The 25,168-nt window shown below is 58.0% G+C and carries 17 protein-coding genes and 2 pseudogenes; 10 read left to right on the plus strand and 9 right to left on the minus strand.

Going from position 1 to position 25,168, the window contains the following annotated elements; genetic code table 11:
• Positions 1-25: 25 nt before the first annotated feature.
• The 3 genes from RlegSU303_RS33380 (at position 26) to RlegSU303_RS33390 (ending at position 2,824) form a co-directional block, all read left to right on the plus strand.
• Positions 26-1,084: an alpha/beta fold hydrolase gene (locus tag RlegSU303_RS33380; RefSeq protein WP_026158332.1), complete on the plus strand. Its 1,059-nt coding sequence runs from the start codon at positions 26-28 to the stop codon at positions 1,082-1,084.
• Positions 1,085-1,260: 176 nt separating this feature from the next.
• Positions 1,261-2,310: a class I SAM-dependent methyltransferase gene (locus RlegSU303_RS33385; protein ID WP_131643561.1), complete on the plus strand. Its 1,050-nt coding sequence runs from the start codon at positions 1,261-1,263 to the stop codon at positions 2,308-2,310.
• A gap of 169 nt (positions 2,311-2,479) precedes the next feature.
• Positions 2,480-2,824 (plus strand): YkgJ family cysteine cluster protein, encoded by a 345-nt coding sequence (locus RlegSU303_RS33390; RefSeq protein ID WP_027667015.1) that lies wholly within the window; start codon positions 2,480-2,482, stop codon positions 2,822-2,824.
• 303 nt (positions 2,825-3,127) lie between these two features.
• Here the strand turns inward: RlegSU303_RS33390 and fcl are convergent, their stop codons facing one another.
• The 6 genes from fcl to RlegSU303_RS33420 are packed head-to-tail and all read right to left on the minus strand — an operon-like array spanning position 3,128 to position 10,721.
• The gene (gene fcl / locus RlegSU303_RS33395) at positions 3,128-4,198 is read right to left on the minus strand and encodes a GDP-L-fucose synthase (RefSeq protein ID WP_131719410.1); all 1,071 of its coding nucleotides are present in this window, start codon (positions 4,196-4,198) and stop codon (positions 3,128-3,130) included.
• The gene (gene gmd / locus RlegSU303_RS33400; protein WP_017957549.1) at positions 4,191-5,282 is read right to left on the minus strand and encodes a GDP-mannose 4,6-dehydratase; all 1,092 of its coding nucleotides are present in this window, start codon (positions 5,280-5,282) and stop codon (positions 4,191-4,193) included. The genes fcl and gmd overlap by 8 nt, the downstream gene beginning before the upstream one ends.
• Before the next feature lie 48 nt (positions 5,283-5,330).
• Complete coding sequence (locus RlegSU303_RS33405) at positions 5,331-7,538, minus strand: GumC family protein (RefSeq protein WP_094088916.1); 2,208 nt, start codon at positions 7,536-7,538, stop codon at positions 5,331-5,333.
• On the minus strand, positions 7,535-8,680 hold the full coding sequence (locus RlegSU303_RS33410; protein ID WP_131719409.1) for a glycosyltransferase family 4 protein: 1,146 nt from the start codon (positions 8,678-8,680) through the stop codon (positions 7,535-7,537). Before RlegSU303_RS33410 ends, RlegSU303_RS33405 begins: the two co-directional genes overlap by 4 nt.
• A complete protein-coding gene (locus RlegSU303_RS33415; protein WP_131643556.1) occupies positions 8,674-9,774 on the minus strand; it encodes a glycosyltransferase family 4 protein in 1,101 nt (366 codons plus the stop codon). Before RlegSU303_RS33415 ends, RlegSU303_RS33410 begins: the two co-directional genes overlap by 7 nt.
• Positions 9,771-10,721 carry a glycosyltransferase family 2 protein gene (locus RlegSU303_RS33420; protein WP_131643555.1) on the minus strand — a complete coding sequence of 317 codons (951 nt, stop codon included), beginning with the start codon at positions 10,719-10,721 and terminating at the stop codon, positions 9,771-9,773. Before RlegSU303_RS33420 ends, RlegSU303_RS33415 begins: the two co-directional genes overlap by 4 nt.
• 600 nt (positions 10,722-11,321) lie before the next feature.
• On the opposite strand from RlegSU303_RS33420, the gene RlegSU303_RS33425 reads away from it, so the two are divergent.
• Positions 11,322-12,647, plus strand: coding sequence for an O-antigen ligase family protein (locus RlegSU303_RS33425; protein WP_131621609.1), 1,326 nt, complete (start codon positions 11,322-11,324; stop codon positions 12,645-12,647).
• Positions 12,644-14,773 carry a right-handed parallel beta-helix repeat-containing protein gene (locus RlegSU303_RS33430; RefSeq protein ID WP_131643553.1) on the plus strand — a complete coding sequence of 710 codons (2,130 nt, stop codon included), beginning with the start codon at positions 12,644-12,646 and terminating at the stop codon, positions 14,771-14,773. The genes RlegSU303_RS33425 and RlegSU303_RS33430 overlap by 4 nt, the downstream gene beginning before the upstream one ends.
• 165 nt (positions 14,774-14,938) lie before the next feature.
• Here the strand turns inward: RlegSU303_RS33430 and RlegSU303_RS33435 are convergent, their stop codons facing one another.
• Positions 14,939-17,017 carry a choice-of-anchor Q domain-containing protein gene (locus RlegSU303_RS33435; RefSeq protein ID WP_131709902.1) on the minus strand — a complete coding sequence of 693 codons (2,079 nt, stop codon included), beginning with the start codon at positions 17,015-17,017 and terminating at the stop codon, positions 14,939-14,941.
• A gap of 396 nt (positions 17,018-17,413) precedes the next feature.
• On the opposite strand from RlegSU303_RS33435, the pseudogene RlegSU303_RS33440 reads away from it, so the two are divergent.
• Positions 17,414-17,615, plus strand: a pseudogene (locus tag RlegSU303_RS33440) (IS6 family transposase); the annotation flags it as partial.
• A 352-nt stretch (positions 17,616-17,967) separates the two neighbouring features.
• Here RlegSU303_RS33440 and RlegSU303_RS34615 read toward each other — a convergent pair.
• Positions 17,968-18,155: pseudogene (locus tag RlegSU303_RS34615) on the minus strand (IS5/IS1182 family transposase); the annotation flags it as partial.
• Positions 18,156-18,381: 226 nt separating this feature from the next.
• Between RlegSU303_RS34615 and RlegSU303_RS33445 the strand changes: the two are divergent.
• The 4 genes from RlegSU303_RS33445 to RlegSU303_RS33460 are packed head-to-tail and all read left to right on the plus strand — an operon-like array spanning position 18,382 to position 23,681.
• Positions 18,382-19,248 carry a WecB/TagA/CpsF family glycosyltransferase gene (locus RlegSU303_RS33445; RefSeq protein WP_027667004.1) on the plus strand — a complete coding sequence of 289 codons (867 nt, stop codon included), beginning with the start codon at positions 18,382-18,384 and terminating at the stop codon, positions 19,246-19,248.
• 7 nt (positions 19,249-19,255) lie between these two features.
• Positions 19,256-20,746, plus strand: a complete 1,491-nt coding sequence (locus tag RlegSU303_RS33450; protein ID WP_131629899.1) for a sugar transferase — start codon at positions 19,256-19,258, stop codon at positions 20,744-20,746.
• A gap of 45 nt (positions 20,747-20,791) precedes the next feature.
• Entirely contained in the window at positions 20,792-21,835 is a 1,044-nt protein-coding gene (locus RlegSU303_RS33455) for a UDP-glucuronic acid decarboxylase family protein (protein ID WP_131719408.1), read from the plus strand.
• Positions 21,836-21,839: 4 nt separating this feature from the next.
• Positions 21,840-23,681 (plus strand): glycosyltransferase family protein, encoded by a 1,842-nt coding sequence (locus tag RlegSU303_RS33460; RefSeq protein ID WP_131719407.1) that lies wholly within the window; start codon positions 21,840-21,842, stop codon positions 23,679-23,681.
• Between the two features lie 163 nt (positions 23,682-23,844).
• On the opposite strand, the gene RlegSU303_RS33465 is transcribed toward RlegSU303_RS33460, so the two are convergent.
• Positions 23,845-24,618 carry a response regulator transcription factor gene (locus RlegSU303_RS33465; RefSeq protein ID WP_017957537.1) on the minus strand — a complete coding sequence of 258 codons (774 nt, stop codon included), beginning with the start codon at positions 24,616-24,618 and terminating at the stop codon, positions 23,845-23,847.
• Positions 24,619-25,168: the final 550 nt, after the last annotated feature.

Consider the following 25,168-nt stretch of genomic DNA (forward strand, 5'->3'; position numbering starts at 1 on the left):
TCTTCGGCTGCGATATTCTCGACCGATGAAACTCAGTCAGACCATACGGTTCGCTACAGCCGAGGACGGCACCCGTATTGCCATGGCGTCTTGCGGAGAGGGTCAGGTGATCCTGCGGGCGGCGCACTGGCTGAGCCATGTCGATTACGATCTCGAAAGCCCGGTGTGGCGGCCGTGGCTCCAGGCGCTGTCCGCCCACAACCGGTTTGTGCGCTACGATCCGCGCGGCTGCGGTCTGTCGGACCGGCATGTCTTTGACCTTTCGGTCGAAGCGTGGCACGCAGACCTAGCTGCCGTGGCAGCGTCGATCGAGGAGCCGCGCTTCGTCCTCCTCGGTCTTTCGCAGGGCGGCGCGCTTGCTATCGCATATGCCCTCAAGTATCCCGAGCGAGTATCGCATCTGGTGCTTCTGAACGCCTACGGTCAGGGTGCCCGCGCCAGAGCTCAGACCGAGGCGGAGCGGCTGGAAGCCGAGACCCTTGTCAATTTCGTTCGCGTCGGCTGGGGACGCGATAATCCGGCGTTTTGCCGGTTCTTCACCAATCTCTTTATCCCCGACGGCACGCCTGAACAGCATCGCTGGTGGGGCGATCTCGAGCGGCAAACGGCAACGGCCGACGTCGCCGCACAACTGCTTTGGCAGATGCAGGGGATCGACGTGCTGGACCTTGCGGCGATGCTGCGCGTCCCGACGTTGATCGCACACAGCCGCGGTGACATGCGCGTGCCGTTTGACCAGGGTTGCAAGCTCGCCGCCGCGATTCCAGGCGCGAGCTTTGTGCCGCTTGAGAGCAAGAACCATGTGCTCTTGCCGGACGAGCCCGCTTGGAATGTATTTCAAACGGAACTTGCTGCCTTTCTCGGGCAGGATCGGTCGGTGCGGCCGCGCGCGGTCAGTGAGGCCGGTCTGACACCCGCCGAGGCCGCCCTTCTCGACCTTGTCGCGGAGGGGCTAGATAACCGCGCGATCGCCGAACGGCTTGGCAAGAGTGCAAAGACCGTGCGAAACCAGCTGTCGGTGATATTCAGCAAACTCGGCGTGCATAGCCGCTCGCAAGCGATCGTGGTCGCGCTCTCCCGATAGTCCCGCTTCTGCAGGTGGATAGGCACCTCCTCCGATGCCTATGGGACATGTGTCCCTCGAACGAGCGGGATTTCTTCGCAGACGCGGGACAACCGCCTCATGCTCGCCGAGACGGCAAGCTTCATCCTTGGCATCGCGGATGGCAGGACGCCATCCGAGGACCGGGAGGAATTCACATGACGGAAATCAACGAAACAACGCTCAACGAACTCGTGGGCCGCGTCCTTGGCGACCTTGGCGGAGCGGTCAGCGTGCCGCTGGTCCGGATCGGAGATGCTCTCGGGCTGTACAGGACGCTGAAGGAGGTCGGGCCGGTGAAGGCCGACGAACTTGCCGATGCCTCGGGATGCGCACCTCGCTATGTGCGCGAGTGGCTGGCGGCACAGGCTGCCTCAGGTTATGTGCACCATGAGAGAGGATTATTCTCGCTGACGCCGGAGCAGGCCTTCGTGTTTGCCGAGCCGGACAGCCCGGTCAATCTGATCGGCGCGTTCGACACCGCTGCTGCGATGGTGGAGAACCAGCGGAAGGTGCAGGCCGCCTTCAAAACCGGCCGAGGCGTTGCCTGGGGCGATCAGGCCGGCTGCATGTTCTGCGCCGTCGCGCGGCTATTCCGCCCAGGTTATGTCAATGCCCTTGTGCAGGACTGGCTGCCGGCGCTCGACGGTGTCACCGACAGGTTGAAAATGGGGGCGAAGGTGGCGGACGTCGGATGTGGGCACGGGCTATCGACGATCCTGATGGCGCAGGCGTTTCCGAATTCCCGCTTTGTGGGCTACGACTTCCATCCAGGCTCGATTGCCGCTGCGTCCGCGCACGCCCAGGCACACGGGTTGACGAACCTGCACTTCGAGGTCGGCCGGGCGCAAGACTTCGACGGCCGGGATTTCGACTTGATCACCTGCTTCGACTGCTTGCATGACATGGGCGACCCGAAAGCCGCTGCGGCTCATATCCGAAAGGCGTTAAAAGAGGGCGGCGTCTGGATGGTGGTCGAACCAATGGCCGGAGATACGCTGGAGGAGAACATCAATCCGGTTGGACGGCTCTACTACTCAGCCTCGACGATGATCTGCGTTCCGACCTCGCTTGCGCAGGAGACAGGGCTGGCACTCGGTGCGCAAGCGGGAGAGCGGCGATTGGCCGAGGTGATCCGCTCAGGCGGTTTCACTCATATCCGGCGTGCGGCCCAGACGCCCCTCAACATGATTCTCGAGGCCACCTGACAGGTCGCGCCTCCTGTTGGAAATGCCGCGCCGCATTCCCGGCCTCGTCAGGAAAGTCGACGAGTGCGGCGACTGGTTTGCAGGAGAACGCCAGCCGCCCTATCTTCAACTGCGGCGGTAAATCGTGCGAAGGCTTTGCTCTTGGCGGGCTGTGTGGTAGGAGCGGGCCATGACATCATTGATCGATTTCGATTGCCAAGGCTGCGGAGCCTGCTGCTCCTTTTCGCCGACCTGGCCCAGGTTTTCCACCGAAACAGACGCTGCTCTCGATTTGCTGCCGGCGCAATTCGTAGCCGCGAACCAGCAAGGAATGCGTTGCGACGGTGCGCGCTGCTCCGCATTGGTCGGTCGCGTCGGTTCAGAGACATCCTGTCAAGTGTACGATCTTCGGCCTGACGTCTGCCGCGCCTGCGTCCCAGGGGATGACGCATGCTTGACCGCGCGCGCGTTCTTCGGGCTCGGTCAGCCAAGCTTGCCGCCCAGCCACATCGATGCGGAACCGCCAATCAACTGAGGCGGGTTCCGTCCGGCTCTTCTCTTCGCCTGTCGACTTTACTGCAACGATTGTCGTCCAAAAGTCCAGCCGAAGGTAAGGCCCGGTGGAGCCATCCGATGTGGACTATCTGCCTAATAGCGCGACAAGCGATATCGGCATTTCGGCCGGGAAAAAATCCATTGCCGCACCGATAATCATCACCCACACGACTATCAGGAAAATGAGCGCTGCGATCCTGATGTCTACAGGCTGCATTATTTGCGCCGTCCCAGCATATGCGTTCCCCCGAGACAAAAGCCTGTTATCCCTCGTGCAAATTCCCTATGGCGAGGGATGATGCGTGACGGTCGAGAGCGTGGGCGCATGGGGCGCCGAACCCTTCGCTTTCTCGAAACTGATGTGGCTTTGACCGATCAAGTCGCCGGACGTAGCTCTGTCGCTGCGTTCGAGATGATGGCCATCAAGGAAGGAGCGATAGGCATCTGCGACACCCTCCTTCAGACCTATCTTAGGAGACCAGCCGAGAGTGCGAAGCTTGTCGACGCTCAGGAGTTTACGTGGCGTGCCATCTGGCTTGGTGAGGTCGCGCGTGATCTTGCCTTCGAAACCAACGATCTCGGAGACGAGGTATGCCAATTCGAGGATGGTAATGTCTTCGCCACAACCTACGTTCACATGACTTTCGGCGGAATAGGTCTTCATGAGATGGACGCAGGCGTCGGCGCAATCGTCAACATGCAGGAATTCGCGCCGCGGCGTGCCGGTACCCCAGATACATATCTCTTGTTGCTGGTTGACCTTGGCCTCATGTGTCTTGCGTATGAGCGCCGGCATGACATGGCTTGACCCGAGGTCAAAATTGTCGCCTGGACCGTAAAGATTGGTAGGCATGGCCGAGATGAAATCTCTACCGTGCTGTTTGCGATAGGCTTGGCAGAGCTTTAATCCGGCAATTTTGGCGATCGCATACCATTCATTCGTGGGCTCAAGCGATCCGGTCAGAAGTGAGTCCTCAACGATCGGCTGATCGGCGAATTTCGGATAGATGCAGGACGAGCCCAGAAACATCAGTTTTTCGACTTGAGTTCTATGGGCGGCGTGGATGACGTTCGCTTGGAGAATCAAGTTGTCGTAAAGGAAGTCGGCCGGATAGGTAGCATTCGCGAGAATACCGCCGACCCTCGCAGCAGCCAGGAAGACAGCATCGGGACGATGCTTACTCATCCAGGCCTCCACCTGCTCCTGCCGTCTGAGATCGACCTCGGCGCGGGTGGCCGTCAAAATCTCGCAGCCCTCGGAAGCGAGACGCCGCACGATCGCAGAGCCCACCATGCCGCGGTGCCCGGCGACATAGACCCTCTTTCCGGCAAGGCTGTAGATCACCTCAGGCATAGGCAAAACCTTTGGTTACACCGACCGACGGAACATTTCGTGCCATGAGTTTCAGATCCTCGCGAACCATCTCCGCAACCAGCTGATCAAGATTGGTCTCATGTTTCCAGCCAAGCTTCGTGTGCGCCTTCGTCGGATCGCCAATCAGAAGATCAACTTCGGTCGGACGGAAGTAAGCTGGATCGATCTCCACCACACACTTGCCGGATGTCTTATCGTATCCCTTTTCCTCAACCCCGTTCCCACGCCAATCAATCGGCATGCCCACCTGGGCAAAGGCTTTGTCGACAAAGGAACGAACCGAGTGCGTTTCGCCGGTCGCAAGGACATAGTCCTCCGGTTCGTCTTGTTGCAGCATCAGCCACATGCCACGGACATATTCTCGTGCATGTCCCCAGTCGCGCTTGGCGTCCAAGTTGCCGAGATAGAGCCTTTCCTGCAGTCCAAGATGGATCGCCGCCGCCGCCCGGGTGATTTTGCGCGTCACGAATGTTTCGCCGCGGATCGGGCTTTCGTGATTGAACAAAATGCCGTTCGAGGCGTGCATGCCATATGCCTCGCGATAATTGACCACAATCCAATAGGCGTAGAGCTTAGCCGCAGCGTAAGGTGATCGAGGGTAGAAAGGTGTCGTTTCGCTCTGCGGGACTTCCTGAACTTTGCCGTAGAGCTCTGAGGTGGACGCTTGATAGAAGCGGGTCTTCTTGGTCAGTCCCAGGAGGCGAATTGCTTCAAGGAGCCGAAGGGTCCCGGTTCCATCAGCGTTAGCCGTATATTCCGGCGTCTCGAAAGAGACTTGAACGTGGCTCTGTGCGGCGAGATTATAGATTTCGTCCGGCTGCGTTTCCTGAACGACGCGGATGAGGTTCGTTGAATCGGTCATGTCCCCGTAATGCAGAATAAAGCGAGGATTTTCGACATGGGGATCCTCGTATAGATGCTCGATGCGACTGGTGTTGAACGACGATGAGCGTCGCTTGAGGCCGTGAACAATATAGCCCTTTTCCAGGAGCAGTTCGGCCAAATACGCACCGTCCTGACCCGTTATACCTGTAACCAGCGCGACTTTATTTTCGTTTTTCAATGCGGTCTCCGTAACTTATTTCGGAATCAGGCGGACTGCTGTTCGAGTTCATGTGAACTCGTGGTACTTCCTCAGGGAGCTCACAAACAGTTCTGAATCGCTGAAGTTGTACATGGCGTGTTGTTTCGGATTGACGTTGTTTATGGCAACGGCAATCTCTGCGTTGCGCGCGGTCTTCAGCTGATGTAGGCAAAACTCTACGGCGCGACGGCTCGTCTTTCCCCATTTTACGACCACCAGCGTTCGTTCTGCTAACGCTGTCAGATGCATCGTATCAGCCGAGGCGAGCACCGGCGCGCTGTCGAAGATGACGATTTGGCCGAGTGAGGCGGCCATCGCGACGATGTCCGCCGCATCAGCCAAACGAACGCGCCGATGGAGACTGGCATTGCCAGCCGGGATGAAGTCGATGCCGCTTGGATGGTGATGGACGATGTCCCGCATTCCGGCCTGTCCACACAGGAATTCGTTCAACCCCTCCTTCAGCTCCGATTTGAAAAACGAGTCGAGATTTCCGAGTCTGAGGTCGCCATCGACAAGCAGCACCGGAATCCCGTTGGCGGCGAGATCGATTGCCAGGGATCTGGCGACAAGCGACTTACCCTCTCCGCTGTGAGCCGACGTCACAACGATACTGTTGGGCAACTTTCCGCCATTGGATTGTTTGAGCGAAGTCATGACGGAGCGAATTGCTTCGTCAAACATCCCGTCTTGGATGCTCCCGAAGAGCATCGACGGATCTCTCCGGTCTTTCCGTTTCAGGTGCGGGATGAATCCGGCGGGTACGATGCGCGACATTCCGGCCATCTGGTCGAAGCTGCGGACTGAGTTGTCCAACATCTCGACCACGAAAGCGGCCGTCACCGCGATCGATATCGAAGCCAAAAGGGCGCCGATCAAATAGAAAAGCCGCCCGCGTCCCTGCGGCGCCAGCGGCACCGCGGCCGGTGACAAGACTTCCAGTTCCGCGCCCGGCAACATGGCTTGCGCAGCCAGGCCACGGCGCTGCTCCTCGAGCTTGTCCAGCGCCGTTTGCTCTCTGTCAGCCATGTGCTGGAGTCGGGCCAACTCGGTTTGCGCCAGGGCAGAGCGAGTGCGTTTCTCATGAGCGGCCGCCAATGCCGACCGGATTGCGTCGTCCTCATGATCGAGCGCCGCAAGCTTGGCGTGTATCGATTGGAGATATCGATCGGTTGCAAGGCTGAGATCGGTGCGAGATTTAAGGATCTTGGCGCGCGCGTCGACCACGGCTTCGGCGGTGTTGCCATATGTCTCAAGAAGGCGCTCGAGATCTTGCTCCTGCGCACGAAGCTCGCGTTGCATTGCAACAATGCTGTCGGGAATGACCATATTCTGCAGAACGAGCGAGGGGTCATCGGCCGCTTCGAGTGCGGATATCGTTGCTCTCGCTTCAGCGCGGCTTTGTTCAATTTTTGTCCGCCGCTCGCCCAGCTCCACTATCGACTTGATCTGTTCAACCTGATCGTCGTCATTTGAGGCAACGTCGGTAGCTTTCTGGTACACGTCGGCGGCATCGCGTGCTGCCTTGGCGCGCCCCATCTGTTCATCGATGCGCAGCAGAAGCCATTCTTCTGCTGCGTCCACTCGACCGCGCAGACTGTCCTTCCGCTCTTCGAGGTAGATGCTGATGAGCCGGTTCGGGACCGAGGCGGCCAGTTCGGGGTCGCTCGCATCGAAACCGATCTGAATGACGTCACCCTGGCCATCGCGCCAAACGCGGAGGGCCTTGTAGTATTTCGGGATTATCGGCTCGATGCTGTCCCGTATCGGCAAGGACGGTTTTTCACTATCGACCCAACCGCGCAGCATTGATCGGATCTTGTCGATAGGCGAGATTTCTTGCAGCGCCGGATTGAATTCCGGCCATTCATTGAGCCGTAGGTCGCGGATTACCCGCTCTGCGATGCTCCTGGAAAGAAGCCGTTCGGTCTCAGATGTGGCGTCCAGCGGATCGTTGCGGCCGGACTCGTCGGTGCCGAGCTTTGTCGCCAGAGGCGTGTGGATGATCAGCCGGGACTCGGCATGATAAGTCGGCTTCAATCCAGAAATCACGGTGGCGGCAACCGCCATAAGGAGCATGACGATGGCCATTATCATGGCCATCCGTCGCCGGATAAGGCGCAGGCCTGAAGTCAGATCAAGGTCGTCCGAACGAGTCTCTACCTGAAGCCGGGGATCGTAGCGCATCGACGAGAGCGAGGTGTTGCGGTCTGGCGGCACAGTCGAAATAGTCATCGTTCACCCGCCGTCGTTTGAGGTTGCGCGGAGATCGCGTCGTAGAGTTTGTCCAGCGATCGCATGTAAGCCTTCATACTGAAATTGTTGAGATAATGAGCGCGGGCCTTGGCCGACAGATAGTTGCGGACTTCCGGGTCGGTGACGAGCTTGGCCAGCGCCGCAGCCAGGGCATCCTTGTCTCCGACAGGTACGAAGACGCCGGTTTCACCGTCGGAGATGACTTCGCCGTGCGCGCCGACGCGCGTGGTGACGACGGCGAGCCCATGGGCAAGCCCTTCGACCACAGCCATTGCCAAGCCCTCGGCATGCGAAGGCAAGACCAGGATATCTGCCCGTGTACACAAGGCTTGCGCCTCGTCGGCGCCAAGCCAGCCCGGCATTTTCACCAGATCTGAAAGTCCCATAGCGGCAGCCTGGCGCCGGTAGTCTTCCACAGGTCCGTCGCCTGCCAGCACGGCTCGCCACCGGAGCTCCTTCATGATCGGATGACTTAAGGCAAGCAGAAGCTCCTGAACGCCTTTGCGTTCGCTCAGCCGGCCGAGAAATATGATCAACGGCATCTCGCCGACATGAACATTGCGCGGCCCGGGGTCGGGAACACAATTGCGGATGACGACTGCGCGGCGCTCTTCCACGCCGAGAAGCGTCGTGAGCGTCATGCGGTCGCGCTGGCCCAGTGCCACGACCTGGTCGGCATGTTGGAACATCCGGCGTACAAGCATTTGTTGACGTGGCGGGCGTGCGGCAAAGTCGCTCGCGTAGTCGTAGTCGTGCAGGTGCAATATGTGAGAGCATCCGAGGAGACGGGCAGCCTCGGTCAGGATCAGTTTTCTTGCGGTGCTGCCGCGACCCGCGACATGAATGTGGTGAATGCGTGCAGGAGCAATTATACGGTCCTTCGCCATCATCAAGACGGCGCCGAGCAGACGCACAGGCGACGCAACGGAGGACCACCGAGGCCCTCTGGTGTCGGTGACGAGATGTGTTTCGCCGGCCTCCTTCGCGGTGTTCGATATATAGCCGACCAGCCTGCCAATTCCGCCACCGTTTTCGCAACCGCCCGGGACGTAGTGGCGGACAGTTGCTGCTGCGTTCCGCGTCGCTACCCGATTCCCGTCCGTGAGCGCGTTCATTAGCATGCCCCGACCACCTTACGATAAACGGCCGCAGCTTGTGCTCCGACCTGTTCAGGCGAATTCGGACCTGTAGCCCATGCAAGCGCGCTGGTTCCGAAATTGCTTCTGAGTTCGTTATTTTTCGCCAATGTCCAGATGGCCCGCGCGAGCTGCTCCACATCTCCCGGTGGAACCACCATTCCCAGTCCGTTTGGCAGAACGGTGGCTCGCAATTCGCCGACATCAGTCACGATAACCGGTTTGCCAAATGCCGCGGCAAGATTGAGGACGCCGCTTTGAGAGGCTTCCGTATAGGGAAGGACAACGATATCGGCATCCAGAAAGAGCTGGGCGACCTCCATATCCTCGATAAAGCGGTTGCGAATATCATAGCGGGTGGCGTCCCCCATCAGCGGCTGGAAGATCCGCGGATCATCGCCGCGGCCAGCGACCGTGATGCGGAGATTGGGGAGCAGGTCCTTGAGCATCGCCTCGGCACGGATCAGATGCTCCAATCCCTTGTAAGCAAAAATCCGTCCGAAAAGCAGAACGCGCAAAGTTCCATCTGCGCCGCGCCGCGCCATCTTGTGCCGCCGAGCGAGTTCCGCGTAGCGATGAATGGCGGGATGCGACAGGACATGGACACAATCAGGCGATTTTGAATATCGCTCGAGGACCATTCGTTTCAGCCCTTCGCCATGGACGACGACATGACCCGATTGCCGCACCATCAATTGGGGAGCCCAGGCGGGCAGCGTGCGGGTGTCGGAATCGCCGGGATGCACTTCCACGTCATGGACGGTGGTCACGATCGGGATCGGGCGCCAGAACGGCGCGGCAAAGTTCAACCAGAGCGTCGAGTTGCTCAGAAGGTGAATGACGTTCGGCCGCTCCTGCCGGATAAGACGTGTGAGTTGGTGCAGGAACCAGGGATTGGAGAGCGAGCGGTGCCTTGGCCAGTCCATCAGGTGCAGATCGACAGCCGGATCGATCCATGGAGCAAGGTGTGCGTAGCGCCGGCGCGGAACCGCTAGGACGACGTGCGCATGTCGCGCAACGCCGCTAGCGAAGGAGATGGTGTAGTCTTCCAATTCGGAAACCAGCAGCAGCGCCTTCATCCCGCTGACTCCGACACGCCGACATCCTGACCAAGTCGAGGCAGGTCGCAGGCTGTGCGCAATGCATCACGCGTCCGCCTCAGCAAGTTTGGTTCTCCGGCGAAAAAGAGCCCTTCCACAGCAAGTCTGAACCGGGTGCGTGTATCGGCGCCCTGCAGCCTGGCTGAGGCCACCCGGTACGGATAGTGATCGGTCAGACGCAGCCTTCCCCCCAGATCGTGCGCAGAAAGAAACCGGTTCGTCGCTTCAACGGTAGCCTGCCAATGGGCCATCCGCCTTCGCAGCATGGCGGCGTCATCGACTGGCCGATACCAATTGTTGTTGTGAATCCGATAGAACCCGAGTGGATCCGACAAGGCGACAACGCCCCCCAGAAATGGGTAGATGCCTGTGAGCCAGGCATCTGCAGACATGCGGAACTGCTCGGGAATATCCCCTGCAGCAGCCCACGCGCTACGCCTTACAGCGATAGCTGATGTCATCGGGAAGGGCCACCAACCAGCCGATCTGGCGAGCCGTGGCGACAAATTTCCTGAACACAGGGTCCGAGGGATTGGCTTGAAGGCTGGTGAACCATCGGTCTGCGTTGGCTGAAGTCGGTGATAAACAAGCGATGCCTGAGGATTGGAGTGGAAAGCAGCGGCTGTTGCCGACAGCTTACCTGGCGCCCACCAGTCATCGGCGTCGAGAAAACAGAGGATGTCGCCACTGCTTAACTTCACAGCAGCATTTATGGCGGCGGCCTGTCCCTGGTTCTCCTGGAAAAGCACCGTCACCCGCTTGTCATAGCCGTCGAGAACAGAGCGCGACTGATCGCTCGAGCCGTCGTCGACGACGATTATCTCAACATTGGACGCCTCTTGGCTCAAGGCGCTGTCAATCGCTCGTTCGACGAAGCGACCGTAGTTGTAGTTGTTGATAAGGACGCTGAATGTCGGCCGCTCCATGACACCCCTCAAGCGCGTCGCTGGGCGACACGTCGGTGCGCCAGAGTTGCGAACGCTCGCGCGTTTGGCAGCGCGAATTGATGGAAGGAGTTCTGCTCGATCAGGATTTCGCCTTGAGCCGGTAGGGTCAACGCCGCAACGCGTGGCGCTCCCTTTATATAACGTACAAAACCAGGACCATGACGCAGAACCATTGCAATCCCAACCCTTCTAAGCGTCACCTGCCAACAGCCGGCTGCGCCAGAATTATTGCCTCACTTCACCGGAAACTGCGGCTCGGCGCGACGTGCTTCGCGGTATGCTTTCATCGTCAAGCTACCGGTGATTGGTCACGGGTGACATCTCCTCTTATGGGCAATGTCGTAGGCCCCAGCACCAACTTTTGGGGGAGGGGTAGACCGTAAGCTTAATCCAAACAACGTCCTTGGGTGGTGGGTATGGACGTTAGGCTTAGCCCCGCCTTCGTTTGCGTTGGTTGACCGGGGATATGGCGGGATGATTGTTCGTTGGTAAGCAGCGCAGCTATGAAAGGGGACCCATGTCTTTCCAAATTGCCGCGATCAACAGCCTCTCATCTGTCCAAGCAAATCGGGACGGGTAATGAGAGCGTATACGCTTAGAACAGCGAATGGGCCGACTGTCAGTTGGCGGGCAATAGAGTGCTGGGGCGCCGGCCTATGCCTTTTTCTTCAGACAGGCGCGCTTTTCCCGCTCATGCTGGCGGATGCCGACGGAGGCCTGAGCGATCATGCCAGGTCTATACTGCGTCTGCTCTGTTTACCGGTATACGGGTTTACATTGCTGATGCTGGCACGAAATTCTCCGCAATTCATCATAGCGCTGAAGCGAAATTGGTTTGTCCCCCTGATGGTCGCCATACCCTTCGTGTCTGTCTTCTGGTCGGTTGGCCCGTCGACGACTTTCAGGCGTGCCATCGGCCTGCTCTTCACCGTACTTCTGGCTTATGTGTTGGCCATACGCTTTACACCGAGGCAGTTGCTTCTCATCGCATTTGCCACCTTCGGAACATGTATCGTCCTTAGCCTGTTGCTTCTTCTAGTGTCACCGGGGCTCGCTCGCATGCCCACGGACAGCGCGGTGCGCGGCATATTCATCCACAAGAACAGCCTTGGTTGGTACGCCGGCATGATGATACTGGTGTCGACCGCCGTCGTAATGGACGGCAATCCAGGCTTGCGGCGAGCAGCTTTGATCTTGCTGATGGCGGGCGGGGCTTGTCTGTTCCTTTCCGGATCGATGACCGCGACAATTGCGACGGTATCGGCATATTGCCTGATCGGCTTCTACTCCATGTTGCAGCGAATCCGTGGCGTCGGTCGCATTGTCTTCATCCTGTTTTTCGTTCAAATCTTCGCCGGGATCCTACTTTTGCTTCACGAGTTCCTGGTCCCATTCCTTGAGGCGCTTGGCAAGGATGCCACTCTGACGGGCCGAGTGCCCTTGTGGGAGCTGGTCGATGGTCAGATCGCCGATCATCTGCTGCTCGGCTTCGGCTACCAAGCGTTTTGGACAGAGGCGAATCCCGAAGCCTGGATTATCTGGTCAAAGATCCAATGGATGGCTCCCCACGCGCATAATGGATTCCGCGATACGCTGCTGAGCTTTGGAGCAAGCGGAATGACTTTGTTCGCTCTGATGCTTTTGCAGGCACTCCGCCAAGGCGCGGCCCTCCAATGCGAGGACCCGCGTTATGGCTGGCTCTGGTTGAACGTCTTCACGGTTGTGATTTTGGTGATGAACCTGACCGAGACAATCTTCCTGATCCAGAATGACGCGATCTTCATTCTGTTCACAACGGCCATCATCATGTTCTCTCTGTACAAGCCTGTTGTTGTTTCGACGGCTCCCGGTCGGCAACTGCGAGCACCGGCCCGCAGCAGAACGGCGGAGCTGCAAATCTCATGAGGCTGCGCTTCGCACCGATCTTGAGCATTTTGCTTGCGATGCTCTTTCCGCAGCCGAGCAAGCTGGCGCCGGTGCGCCCGGACGCAGATGCGCCCGACAGGCTGCAGACGGCGGTCAGGGAGGCAACCTGCGCGGAAGCTTCGCCGGCGACCTTGTCGGACAAGCTGAAGGGGACTTCACTGAGCAACATATTGACCGGAGCATCCGCGGCCCGGGCAGTATTCTATGTCTCTCCCGATGGCAAAGACACCTGGAGCGGGCACCTTGCTAAAGCAAATTCTCGGCGTACAGACGGTCCTTTTGCCAGTATTGAAAGAGCGCGGGATGCTGCGCGCCAGAAGGGCGGCCAGAATACGATCGCAATAGGCAATGGGGATTACTATCTTGCTGAACCGATAGTCTTCGATGCTCGCGATGCGGGCCTGATCATCGCGGCGAGATGCAACGAGGCGCCGGTTCTGCACGGCGGCCCGATTGTGCGCAATTGGACGGCGCAGGCCGATGGTCCCTGGAAGGCGTCACTGAAGCTGCCTGCGGGCCGGGATGTGGGCGATCTTTTCGTCGGCGGCGCGCGCCAGACGCAGGCTCGCTTTCCCAACGCTCCAATCGATGGAGATCCGCGCAAAGGGTGGCTTTTCGCGGCTAAGTGCACGCAGGACGACGACTTATGGCATGGTAACACGCGCTTTTGCTTCCATGCCGGCGATCTTCCGATCTCAAAAAATGCAGCAGGCCTTGTCGCCCACATCGTCGGCGGTTTTCACCCCGGTAGCCAGTGGGGCAGTGATACCCTCCCAGTGGTTTCAATCGACACCGCGAACCGGGCGATAAATACCCAAGGCACCGGCTATTTCTTCACCGCAGAAGGCAGCCGCTATTTTTTGACCGGGGCGGCAGCGCTGCTCGATGCGACCGGGGAGTGGTGGTATGACCGCACCAAGGGTCAACTCGATTATATCCCGACCGATGGGCTACCAACAAGTTCTACGGCTGTGGCCGGCATCCTGCCGACCTTCTTCAGGTTGGATGGAGCCGACGGGATGGTTGTATCGGGGCTCCAGTTTCGGGATGGAGATCCGCGGGGCAGCGGCAAGTTCGGTACAGACACCAGAAGCTTTGGGGCCATACGGCTCGATCACTCGGACGGCGTCCGGCTGCTCGGCAACTCCATCGACAATGTCGGCGTCGGCATTCATGTTTCCGAGAGCAAAGATGTCTTGATAGCCGGCAACGTGATTGGAGATGTGGCTGGCAACGGGATTTACGTTGGGACGACCTATGGCAGCTTCGGCAAATCCGACGGTGCCAGAATCCTGTCGAACCATATTCACGACATCGGAAGGGTCTACTTTGAAACCGCGGGTATATGGTTCCAGGCGGCCGACAATATCAGGATCGCTCATAACCTGGTCGAGAATACTGCGCAGTTCGGTATCGCCGGTGGCTCACTGTGGGGAGCACAAGACGCAGTCCACGACGCCGTCATCGAACATAACGAGATCCGCAATGCCAATCAGCAGACGGCAGATGGCGGCGCCATCAAGCTGATGGGCGAGCAGGCAGACCTCCTGAACAGCAGCATCCGCTACAATCTGGTCACCGGGACAGGTCAACTTATGAACAGGGCCGATGGGACGTTTTGGCCTTTCGGATATGAAAATATCAATGAATGGCCGACGCCCATCAGTTGGGCGATCTACACGGATGGCAAGGCCAGTGGTGTGCGCATCGAAGGAAATATACTCTCGGACAATATATCGGCGATCGGCATCAACGGCGGCTGGAGCAACTTGGTGACGGGAAACGTCATCACGCATGGATCGGGCGCGGCTTTTCGCGTTGATGACGGTACGGGCAGGGGTTGGCGTCCGCCATGGGCACGTCCCAACCGTATCGAGAGCAATATCGTGTCGATCGACAGTAGCAACGGGCTTGCAGCCTATGTCTACGCTCCTGACCATGGGCCTGGATACGTGCAGTTCGCGCATAACCGCTACACCGGCAATTTGAACGACAAGAGCTTCCGAATACATCCGGAGATCATGCCTTCGGGAGAATTTGGCAGTTTACAGGATCTTCAGAAGGTTGGGGCGGACACCGAAAGCGTAGTCGCGCCGCCCGAGTAACAAAAAGGGCGACGCGACGAGCGATGTTCCGCACCGGCGAGATCTGCCCGAGCGGCTTGGCGATTATCGCTCGGTGAAGCGGCGCTATTACCGCTGGATCGAGATGAGGAAACTCGCCCAGCACGATTGTTGCGGCGATCGGACGACCGCCGCAACGAGTAATAGTTACAGGAGAAAATCGCCTGCGCCCACGTGGACGAGGCCCTTCAGCTGAACCTCGAAATCATGAACGCCGTCGCCGTTCAGGTCGCCCTGGATAACGGTAGCGTCGTTCGCGGATCCAGCCTGGTCGTCATAGTGCCAGGCGAGCGCGCCAGCCTTATGGTCGAACAAGGCATTCTCCTGCGCCTGGAAATGGAAGGTTCCATTGCCCAGCCCAGAACCATTCGCATCTATCGCCGCGATGTCGATCTTATCGACGCCATGCTGGAAGTCGGTGATGACGTCGCGGTTCGAGCCAGACCCGGCTTCCGTCGGTGCTTTGAAGACAAACGTATCCGCGCTGACGCCACCGGTGCTGACGCCACCGGTCATGATGTCTTTTCCGGCACCACCGATGATGACGTCCCCGCCGGCGCCGCCATCCAGCTTGTCCGCCCCAGCCCCGCCATTGAGAACGTTGCTGCCGCCATTGCCGCCGGTCAGCACGTCGCTGTAGCTGGAGCCAGTCAAATTTTCGATGCCGACGATCTTGTCACCGGCGGCTTGCCCGCCTGATGCGGCCTTGGTCGCCAGGTTGACGTTGACCGCGCCGGAGCCTGCATAGCTGGCGGTGTCGTTGCCATAACCGCCGTCGAGCAGGTCCGCGCCGGCGCCGCCCTTCAACACGTCACTACCGCCGAGACCCTTGAAGGTTTCGTTGCCGCCGTTGGACTGACCGGTGTGTGGCAGGATGTCATTGCCGTTGGTGCCGGTGAATACCTTCGTCGGCGTGGTCGGCGTGGTCGGCGTTTCCGGTTGCGTTGGCGTGGTTGGCGTGGTTGGCGTTTCTGGTTGCGTCGGGGCGGTTGGCGTCCCCGGTTGCGTCGGCGTGGTTGGCGTTCCCGGTGTCGAGCTGGAGCCGGATTCGTAGGCACCCATGTCGACAGTTCCAACGACGCGCGCGTGGCCGTCCAGATCGACCGACCCGACGCCGTATTTGGCGGTTCCGCTGTCGATTGCCGCCGAGCCGGAGCCAAGGTGGAAGTTGTCGCTCGCTGCCCCCGAGAATTTCGGGTCGATGCCGAGCTTGTTGCCATTCGCCGCGCTCGGCATCGCGTTGCCGCCGTCGGTCTTGACCGATGCCTGGCCGGCCGTGCCGTTGTAGGTGATGTTGTTGGCCCAGACGACGTTGCTGTTGGTGTAGCTGTCGGTCGACGTGTTATCGATCGCAGTGTTGTTCTTGTTCACCGATGGGTCCGCTACGGCGATGTTGTTGGCCCAGATGTTGTTGCTCGACGCCGAGTTGCTGAGCTCACCGCGCCAGGTGCCGCTGTTCGCCGGGTCCTGATTGTTGTGGTATGCGGTGTTGTTTTTCACCGTGACGGAGTCGCTCCAGGTAACCTGGATGCCTTTGCCGCCGTTCTCGTAGACGAGGTTATTGTCGACCAGGGTCTTGAACGTGTAGTTCGGATGACCGCTCGTCTGCGTGCTCTGGAAATCGTCGATGATGATGCCGTTGCCGTCGGTGTGCTCACCCGACTTGGTGACGTTATCGTGCGAGATGTTGTCCCGCACGATCGTCCGGTAGCCGTCGGTCGAGGTATCGCCGGTGATGTTCCGGTTCTGGTAGATCGAGATGCCCGAGAACCAGCCAGACGACGCGTTGTTGTAGGTCTCGTTGCCTTCGATTCTGATGAAGTCCGACTGGTTGAACTGGATGCCGGACTCGCCGCTGCCGTGGACCTTGTTGTTGAGGATCTGGACGTGGTGGACATTGTTCGCTTCGATGCCGTCGCCTTTGGCGCCGCCGATGTCAAAGCCGTCGATTGTCACGTAGTTGGCGTTGACACTGATAGCGTTCCACGAGCCGGCGGGCGGCCGGATCAGCGCCCCGCCGGGCACTTCCGAGCGCAGCGTGATGTCGGCTGCCGCCGAGCCGTCCTTGTCGATGTTAATAGCTTCGTTGTAGGTCCCCGCCTTCACCACGACCTCGTCGCCGGGTCTAAGGTTCGCCGACATCGCCTCGCTGATCGTGCGGAATGGAGAGGAGGTACTGCCGTTACCGCCGCTGCTGCCAGTTGTCGCTACGTAATATGTTGTCATGGTCTTGTTCCTCAACCCCCGCCCGTTAATATTTGTGGTTAATCCAGCGTTACGGCGGCAGGTTATAGGGTGACATTTTTGAGGGCGCAACAGCAACGCAACAGTAAGTGCTTGAGAAGCATAGCCTTATTGCTGCCACAATATCCGAATCGATCCAAAGTTACGTTTTGAAATATTTGGTGAATTTGGAGTCGCCCAAAATGTGGCAGTATTAATATCTCGCTTGCCGCGAGTTATTCTTTCTGCAACCATGGCGACATGCGTGCATTGAAAACTTTAGAAAAACCTGATGGGCGTGGCTGAATTGCTCCCGCCAAATGCGGAATCGACATTTTTTTCTGAATTCGGCAATTTTGGGCAGCATCGCCTTACTATTGATGCTGATCGAGATGGTAAATGGGAGGTCGACCGTATCGATTCGACCAACCCATTGCCCAGCATTTCAAGCGCCACCGCTTTCCCGCCGAGATCATCTGGCATGTGGGTGTGACTACACTTTCCGTTTCCGCTGAGCCTGCATTATGTCGACAATCTGCTTGCCGAGCGTGGTGTCGATGTCTCGTTCCAGACCGTGTCTGAGTGGGCGACCAAGTTCGGCGGCTGGTGCGAGACCTCGGAACGGTGGCGGGGAAGTCCCCTCTATGAAATCCAGCTTGCTCCGTCGGCTGACCCGGCTTGGATCGATCCGGTGTGCAAGATGCATGCACCATATTCATCTGATAAGCGGGCCGCCCCGCAGGGTCCCTGGTTTTTCTCGCCGCCTTGTAAAAAAGCATATCGACGGTTCTGCCGCAGACTATGAGTTGCCCCGGTCGCAGTAAACGGACAGGGGGACAACTGTTTAACTGGCAACGGTGAGGGCCGCCGCTTCGATCTTGCTCTGCGTCCGGCAGTCCCGGTAGAAGATCAATGGTAGCACGCTGCCTCCCTAGAGCGTGGCGACGATTTAACTATTTGAGCCACATTGCGATTGCTGCGAGCTTGGCCAATCCCATGACGTTCACGAGCAGTTTGTCTTATCGCGTCGAAACTGTTTGAGCTTGCTGAAGAAGCGCTCGATGCGATTGCTCTCCTTAGAGGTCTGCGTCGTGGGCGCGCTGCACGTTCGGTTGTGCTTTGGCGCGATGACGAGCCGCGTTCGGCTTTGCCGAGGTCAAACCGCTCTTTCGGGACAGCGCTCATCAAAAAGAGCAGCCTGGCAAGCAGTGGGGGTACATCGCCTTACTTCGAATATGTAACCTATCTCGGCGTAAGACGTAGAAACATGAAGTCTCTTCTACGTCCAATAGTTAGAGACGCAAGTATGGAGGCAATCGTCTTGGCAGCATATTCTGATGACAGTTTAGATCGCGAAAGCGTAGGTCATGAGAAAGCAATCAGCAGACAGAAGCCAAGATTCAGTTCTCAACCAAACGAGTTCTTTGGAATGTATTAATGTCCTTGGTGTTCGCATTTCGGCAGTTAATCTCAAGAGTGCCACAGGATTTATTCAAAAAGCGATCGAAGACGGCAGGAAGGAATATGTGTGCGTTCGCGACGCGCACGGCGTGGTCCGGTGTCAAGATGATCCCGAGCTCCGGTCGATACATAACCGGGCTTTCCTCGTAACACCCGATGGCATGCCGTTGGTATGGGCATTGAAGCGTGCCGGTCATGCGGAAAGCGACAGGGTCTATGGACCTGACCTGATGTTATCCGTTTTCGATGCCGGCAGCTCCAAGGGCTTGCGTCACTTCCTTTATGGCGCAACGGCCGAAACGCTCGAACAGCTGCAGGCGCGCCTTCTCGCAAAATTTCCGCAAGCACGGATCGTCGGCTCCTATGCGCCACCTTTTCGCAAACTGTCGACGCGGGAGGAAACGGAGATTGCTGACCAGCTCAATCGATCGGGCGCCGATATCATCTGGGTCGGGCTGAGCAGTCCGAAGCAGGAACTCTGGATGGCGCGCATGCGCGATCGTCTGGAAGCATCGATGCTCATCGGTGTCGGAGCCGCATTCGATTTCCACGCCGGCCTCAAGCGGCAGGCTCCAAGGATCATTCAAAGAAGCGGCTTCGAATGGGCGTTTCGTCTTTTATGCGAGCCGCGACGGCTGTGGCGGCGCTATGCGGTCGTCGTGCCGACGTTCATCTCACTGACGGCATTCCAGAGACTGGGGCTTCGAAAGTTTCCGATCGAAGACGCGGTTTTTGGACCAAGCGCGCCAAAAGAAGCAGCTGCAAAGGTGTAAAGCCATCATGTCCTTATTTGCGTCGCCAGCAATGACACCGAGGCCGCCGAAGGCAGCCACCTCAAATGACATGACGTCGCGGGCGATTGCGGCAGGTTCCGTGCCGCCCATAGCAGCTAAGACCGCCGATCCCTTTGACCGGGCAGGGCTGTATATGCCCGTCGCACTACGGCGTCGGCTTCCTCGGCTTGCAACCTCGTCCTTCCTGGTCGCCGGCGACATTGCAAGCTATTTGGTTGCCTATTTTGTTGTCCTGTCCTTTTTCCCCAGTGGTTTGGAGGGCACGCTGGCGGAGCGTACGTTCACGATCGCAGCATTCGCCGCGATTATTCTTTACACATCGGCCGGCCTCTATCCTGGGTATCGGTTGCATGACCATGAACATCTGCGGCGGCGCACTGTCGCTGGCGTCAAGGTGGCTGTCCTGGCGGCGTTTGGAGCAATTATCCTGCCGGAGGGGGAACGACTGCTGCTTGCCGTCATTGGGTTCCTCGCTCTCGGGCTGATTGTTCAGCCATTTGGGCATTGGCTTGCACGGGGCCTGTGCTGGAAACTTGGAGTCTGGGGGGAGCGCGCGGTTGTCATAGGGGGAGACGACCTTACTCCCGCTCTCGTGGGGCATTTCAAGAACCATTGGCAGTATGGCATCAGGCCGGAGGCCATCTCCCTCGATAGTTTGGAGGCATTGCCCGACGGCGGGCCATCCATTGCGGTGATTGCGGGCGCCGCAGGCGCGCTGGCCGATTTGGCGGCGATGCGTCGGAAGTTCGCCGAAGTCATTTTGCTGTCCGATACGCCGAGCCTCAAGGTGAGCGGATTGCGACCTGCGGATGTCGGTGGAGAGATCGGTATTCGCCTTATCAACAGTGGGAGTTCAGTCAACTCGGATTTGGTCCGGCGGATCCTCGATCTCGCAATCGCCATCCCTGCATCGATCGTCGTCGCCCCATTCATCGCGTTTGCAGCGGCCGCAATCTATGCCATCGATCCAGGCCCCGTCTTCTTCCGGCACACCAGGGAGGGGCGGTCCGGCAAGCCGGTGCACGTCCTGAAATTGAGGACGATGTATCAGGATGCAGAGCAGCGCCTTGAAGCAGTCTTCCGAGATGACCCTAACATGCGCGCCGAGTGGTTGAGCCACTTCAAGCTCAAGGACGATCCGCGCGTCATTCCGGTTATAGGACATATGCTGCGCTCTTCGAGCATCGACGAGCTGCCGCAATTGGCAAACATCATTGCGGGGCAGATGGCCATCGTCGGACCGCGTCCGTTTCCAGAATATCACCTTTCAGCGATGGATAGCGAATTCCGTGACAAGCGGCGTTCGGTAACGCCGGGGCTGACGGGCCTCTGGCAGATATCCGAACGAAGCAATGCGGATATCGAACTGCAGCAGCAACTCGACGAGTTCTACATCGACAACCGGTCCCTGTGGTTCGACTGCCAAATTCTTCTCAGCACAATCCCTGCGGTGTTCAAGCGCAGGGGAGCCTACTGACCATCCTCGCTTCCGCGGGGCAACCATCAACAACGGAGCATACCAATGCACGGACAAAAGCGAATTATGGTAACTGGCGGCACCGGGTTTCTGGGATCATTCCTGTGCGAAAGGCTTTTGCGAGAGGGCAATGACGTCCTCTGCGTGGACAATTACTACACCGGTTCGCGCGACAATGTGCTGCATCTTCTTGACGATCCTCGCTTTGAGGTGCTCCGCCATGACATCACCTTCCCGCTTTATGTGGAGGTCGACGAGATCTACAACCTCGCCTGCCCGGCATCTCCGGTCCACTATCAGCACGACCCCGTGCAGACCGTGAAGACCAATGTGCACGGGGCCATCAATATGCTCGGCTTGGCAAAACGCACCAAGGCGAAGATCTTCCAGGCATCCACAAGCGAAGTTTATGGCGATCCGGCAGTCCACCCTCAACCCGAGGAGTATCGAGGCAGCGTCAGTCCCATAGGCCCGCGGGCGTGTTATGACGAAGGCAAGCGGTGCGCAGAGACGCTGTTCTTCGACTATCATCGTCAATATGGCGTGGAAATTCGGGTGGCGCGGATCTTCAATACCTACGGGCCGCGCATGCAGACCAATGACGGCCGTGTCGTCTCCAATTTCATCGTTCAGGCGCTTCGAAACGAGCCGATCACCATCTTTGGCAACGGCAGGCAAACACGATCGTTCTGCTATGTGGACGACCTGATCGACGGCTTTATCCGTCTGATGGCGGCGCCCGCTGGGGTTACAGGCCCCATCAATCTCGGCAACCCCGGAGAATTCCAGGTCCGTGAATTGGCAGAAATGGTGATCGAAATGACCGGATCGAAGTCCGGCATCGTCTTCAAGGATCTGCCAGTTGACGATCCGACACAGCGCAAGCCCGATATCAGCCGCGCAACGCAGCAACTGGGCTGGCAGCCGAAGGTGAACCTTCGTGAGGGGCTTGAGAGAACGATCGCCTATTTCGAGTGGAAGCTCTCCAGCGGCGCAAGGAACTGGCCCAGCGCCAAGTCCTCGCAAGAGGCTTATCCGCATCTGGCGTCTGCCAACGTCGAACTCACTGCTCCTGAAGCCATTCGATAGGGACATGAATAGCAACGTTAATGATCGAAAGCCGCGGCTCGTTTTTTTTCAATGGGACCATCAGCCCAATGCGAACGCGGCCGGTTACCTGCTGCTGCACATGCAGCAGCAGGTCAAATGCCTCGCAACACATTTCGATGTCGTCGTCATTAACCGCGACTGCGATTATGCAGAGATATGCGCCAGGTACGAACCGGATCTGACGCTGTTTGAAAGCGGTTATCGGTCGCATGGCTCGCGTCGGATAAAAATCACCAACACCAATACCCATATCGCCGTTCCCAAGCTTGGCCTTCATAACGCCGACGCATGGTGCGATCGACGCGCGGGCTTCCTTTCCGATATGGAGCAGTGGGGCATCGAGGCGTATTTCGCGATCGCAACGATGGCTCCGGAATATATGCCGGCGGTGAAGGAGAATCTGTTCGTCTGGCCAAATTTCATCGATCCCGAAGTCTACCACGACTATGGCCAGCAAAAGGTCATCCCGGCCATGCTCACAGGTCAGGCCTATGGCCTTTATCCCTGGCGACAGACGGTCTTTCCGATGATCCGCGACCGTTACCCCTGCCTGGTCTCGCCGCAACACGCCTATGAGAGCAAGCTAGCTTCCCAGCTCTTGTCTGGAGAGGCTTATGCGCGCGCGCTCAATGCGAGCCTCGTCGTCCCCACATGCGGCACTATGGGCGGCGAGGTGGTGCGCAAGCATTTTGAGATCCCTGGGGCAAAGGCCTGTCTCGTGACGGAACGCACGGCAGCCGTGGAGGCAGCCGGCTTTGTCGACATGGAGAACTGTGTCTTTGTTGACGGGCGCAACGTCGTCGAGCGACTGGATTACCTTTTTGCCCATCCCGACGAAATACGGCGCATCACGACAGCAGGTTACAGCTTGATCCACTCGTGTCATACACTGAGCCACAGGCCGCAAATATATCAGTGGTTCATGCTGAACAAAGGCCTGCAGTTCGGTGAAAAGATCATCCAGTCCGGCCCCTTCGGCGATCTTACAAAGGTCCAGCGGATCTCCAAGCAAGAGAGCGTCCATATCGTGGGGGAAGCGAGCGATCGCGCCTTACTGAAGCAGGGCGACCTGCTTCTCGAGCAGGGCAGGGTGGAGGAGGCGAAGCACTGCTACGCACGCTGCCTGGAGTACGTATCCTATCTGCCCGAAGCTAAATTCCGCCTTGCCGTCTGTGCATTGCAGGAGGGCGACGCCGAGCGCGCCTATGACATTCTGGTGGACCTGGTCAAGGTGACCATGACCGAATATGGGGCACTCAACCCGGATCCGGTCGAGTGGGCGTACTTCCTTCTCGCTTTGATCTGCAGAGGCCAGTGTGAGCGGGCGCGGAGGCTGCAAGATTTCTATCCATCTCTATCCCACGACGAATTCAGGCGCGCGCGCCTCGTCATCGCGCGACTCGGTCGCTCAGGCGATGGGGGCGTGGCGGGACGGTATGGCAGCGATCGAAAAAGCGTTCATCAGGTTCCCGATCGGAGCGATTCCGATTGGCTTGCATGGTTCTCCGATATTCTTGAGCGGTGTCAGCAGCCAGATCTTGCAAATGTTCTTCGTCACGCTCCCGTCGGCCGAAGCGGCGCCGGCGAGAAAGTAACATTTCTACACTTCGAACGTGATGCTGGTTGGCGTCTGCGACTATATTCAGGCGTCGATGGCCTGATGGTCAGACTGCGCCTGAATGGCCTGAGGCCGAATGTACCGCCGCTGCCTGAGTTCCGATACTTCTGGCATCTTGCGCGGCGTCTGGTCCCCCATTCGCGGAGAGGCCCGTTGCGCAGGATCCGAACGGCGCTTTCCAGGCTTCCTATGGGCACCGGCAATTAGATTTGGGAAAATCGCACATGTAGATCGCCTCACCTGGAGAGGCGTGCATGACAAACTTCCCAGGTGAGGCTGAAGATGCAATCGCGGACTCGGTGGCGTATTTGGCGCGCAGCCACCGAGGATGCGCTCGTGATGCGATGCAAGATCTGATCGGCCGACCGCATCAGCACAGGCTGTTTGTCGCAGAGCCGCCCGAAAGAAAAAGATCGTTGAGCTTGAACACGACTTCCGTTCTGTTCGTCGCTTTGACCTTTTTCATAATATTGCGGACATGCACCTTTACAGTGCTTTCTCGCAGGTTGAGCTCATAAGCGATAATTTTGTTTGCCTTTCCGCGTCGGAGCGCCTCCACGACTTCGACCTGACGATCCGTGAATATGCCGGAAAGCGGGCGTGCGGTCGAATTGCTCGAGTCCAGCAAGTGACGCATGGCGAACAGGGCGCTTGCAGGCACAAAAATTCCTCCTGCCACTGACAGCGCGATCAGCTCCATACAGACACTGACGCTGACCGAGGCGGGTATGAACCCTTTGGCTCCGTACTCAAGTGCCCTAACGATTTGACCGAAATCGTCGCTATCGGCCAATACGATGAGTGGCGTTGATGCGAATTCCGACGAAAGCTTCCGGATTTGCTCCGAAACCGTCGGTTCATCGATCTTTTTGCCGCCGACGTTCAAGAGGATTGCCGAAAGCGGAGGATATTCGTCGCGCTTCTGCTTCCACTCCTCAATTGATCCAAAAGCCAAAATCTGCAAATCCGCTTTTTGGGCAGCCATGCATTGCGCCAGGCATTGACGATCGAGCTCACGATTATCGAGAATGACAAGCGAATGCGTGTGTCTTCCCGGCACGGCAGGTGGATTATTTTCTAGCCTGAGGGGAAGAGCTACGTTCTCCTGCCTGAGGTCCAAATTCGGTATAAGTGCTGAATTCACAGCTTCACCCTCCCCTAACACGTTACGCTCAACTAAGGCCCGAGTACCAACCCCTCTCAATACGGGGGTTTAGGAAACTCTAAAGTAGGAATCGAATACCACAATTCGCCGAGCGTTACAGTAGCTAATATAGGCTAAGTACTACACAGATTCCATAATTTGATAAGATACTGAAGATAAGCCTGAGTATAGACCTAGGTCTTACTAGAGGGCTTGCGGGATAGTCTCTGTTGTTGCGTCGCCGTTTGGCGATGAACCCCTAAATGCATGGAAACCATCGCTGTCTTCGACGTAAGCCAGCCGACGAGTGCGGGAGGTAACCCCACTACCAATGATGGTCAGGGGCATAAACCAGGGCGTAAGTCGTCTTAAGTAGATACGCCTTTCGGCGGATAAGCTTAAACGTTTTGTTTCTTTACTCAGATGAAGAAAACAATTCTCTTTGGAATGGAGAGAAGTATTTGTCCTGTTGGTGTGAAACCTTGGACGCAATCGAACGATTATTTGTTTGAATGAAAATCGGGCCTGTTAGGAGTAGGGAGTTTGCAGG

The organism is Rhizobium sp. SU303 (assembly GCF_021052345.1).
Classification (GTDB): domain Bacteria; phylum Pseudomonadota; class Alphaproteobacteria; order Rhizobiales; family Rhizobiaceae; genus Rhizobium; species Rhizobium laguerreae.

Excerpts from the sequence above, each read along its gene's own strand:
- RlegSU303_RS33430 (WP_131643553.1), top strand. The coding sequence starts at position 12,644 with ATGAGGCTGCGCTTCGCACCGATCTTGAGCATTTTGCTTGCGATGCTC.
- RlegSU303_RS33410 (WP_131719409.1), bottom strand. The coding sequence starts at position 8,680 with ATGCTAATGAACGCGCTCACGGACGGGAATCGGGTAGCGACGCGGAAC.
- RlegSU303_RS33420 (WP_131643555.1), bottom strand. The coding sequence starts at position 10,721 with ATGGAGCGGCCGACATTCAGCGTCCTTATCAACAACTACAACTACGGT.
- RlegSU303_RS33390 (WP_027667015.1), top strand. The coding sequence starts at position 2,480 with ATGACATCATTGATCGATTTCGATTGCCAAGGCTGCGGAGCCTGCTGC.
- RlegSU303_RS33445 (WP_027667004.1), top strand. The coding sequence starts at position 18,382 with ATGAGAAAGCAATCAGCAGACAGAAGCCAAGATTCAGTTCTCAACCAA.
- RlegSU303_RS33380 (WP_026158332.1), top strand. The coding sequence starts at position 26 with ATGAAACTCAGTCAGACCATACGGTTCGCTACAGCCGAGGACGGCACC.
- RlegSU303_RS33455 (WP_131719408.1), top strand. The coding sequence starts at position 20,792 with ATGCACGGACAAAAGCGAATTATGGTAACTGGCGGCACCGGGTTTCTG.
- RlegSU303_RS33450 (WP_131629899.1), top strand. The coding sequence starts at position 19,256 with ATGTCCTTATTTGCGTCGCCAGCAATGACACCGAGGCCGCCGAAGGCA.
- RlegSU303_RS33435 (WP_131709902.1), bottom strand. The coding sequence starts at position 17,017 with ATGACAACATATTACGTAGCGACAACTGGCAGCAGCGGCGGTAACGGC.
- RlegSU303_RS33425 (WP_131621609.1), top strand. The coding sequence starts at position 11,322 with ATGAGAGCGTATACGCTTAGAACAGCGAATGGGCCGACTGTCAGTTGG.
- RlegSU303_RS33405 (WP_094088916.1), bottom strand. The coding sequence starts at position 7,538 with ATGACTATTTCGACTGTGCCGCCAGACCGCAACACCTCGCTCTCGTCG.
- RlegSU303_RS33460 (WP_131719407.1), top strand. The coding sequence starts at position 21,840 with ATGAATAGCAACGTTAATGATCGAAAGCCGCGGCTCGTTTTTTTTCAA.
- RlegSU303_RS33385 (WP_131643561.1), top strand. The coding sequence starts at position 1,261 with ATGACGGAAATCAACGAAACAACGCTCAACGAACTCGTGGGCCGCGTC.
- RlegSU303_RS33415 (WP_131643556.1), bottom strand. The coding sequence starts at position 9,774 with ATGAAGGCGCTGCTGCTGGTTTCCGAATTGGAAGACTACACCATCTCC.
- fcl (WP_131719410.1), bottom strand. The coding sequence starts at position 4,198 with ATGCCTGAGGTGATCTACAGCCTTGCCGGAAAGAGGGTCTATGTCGCC.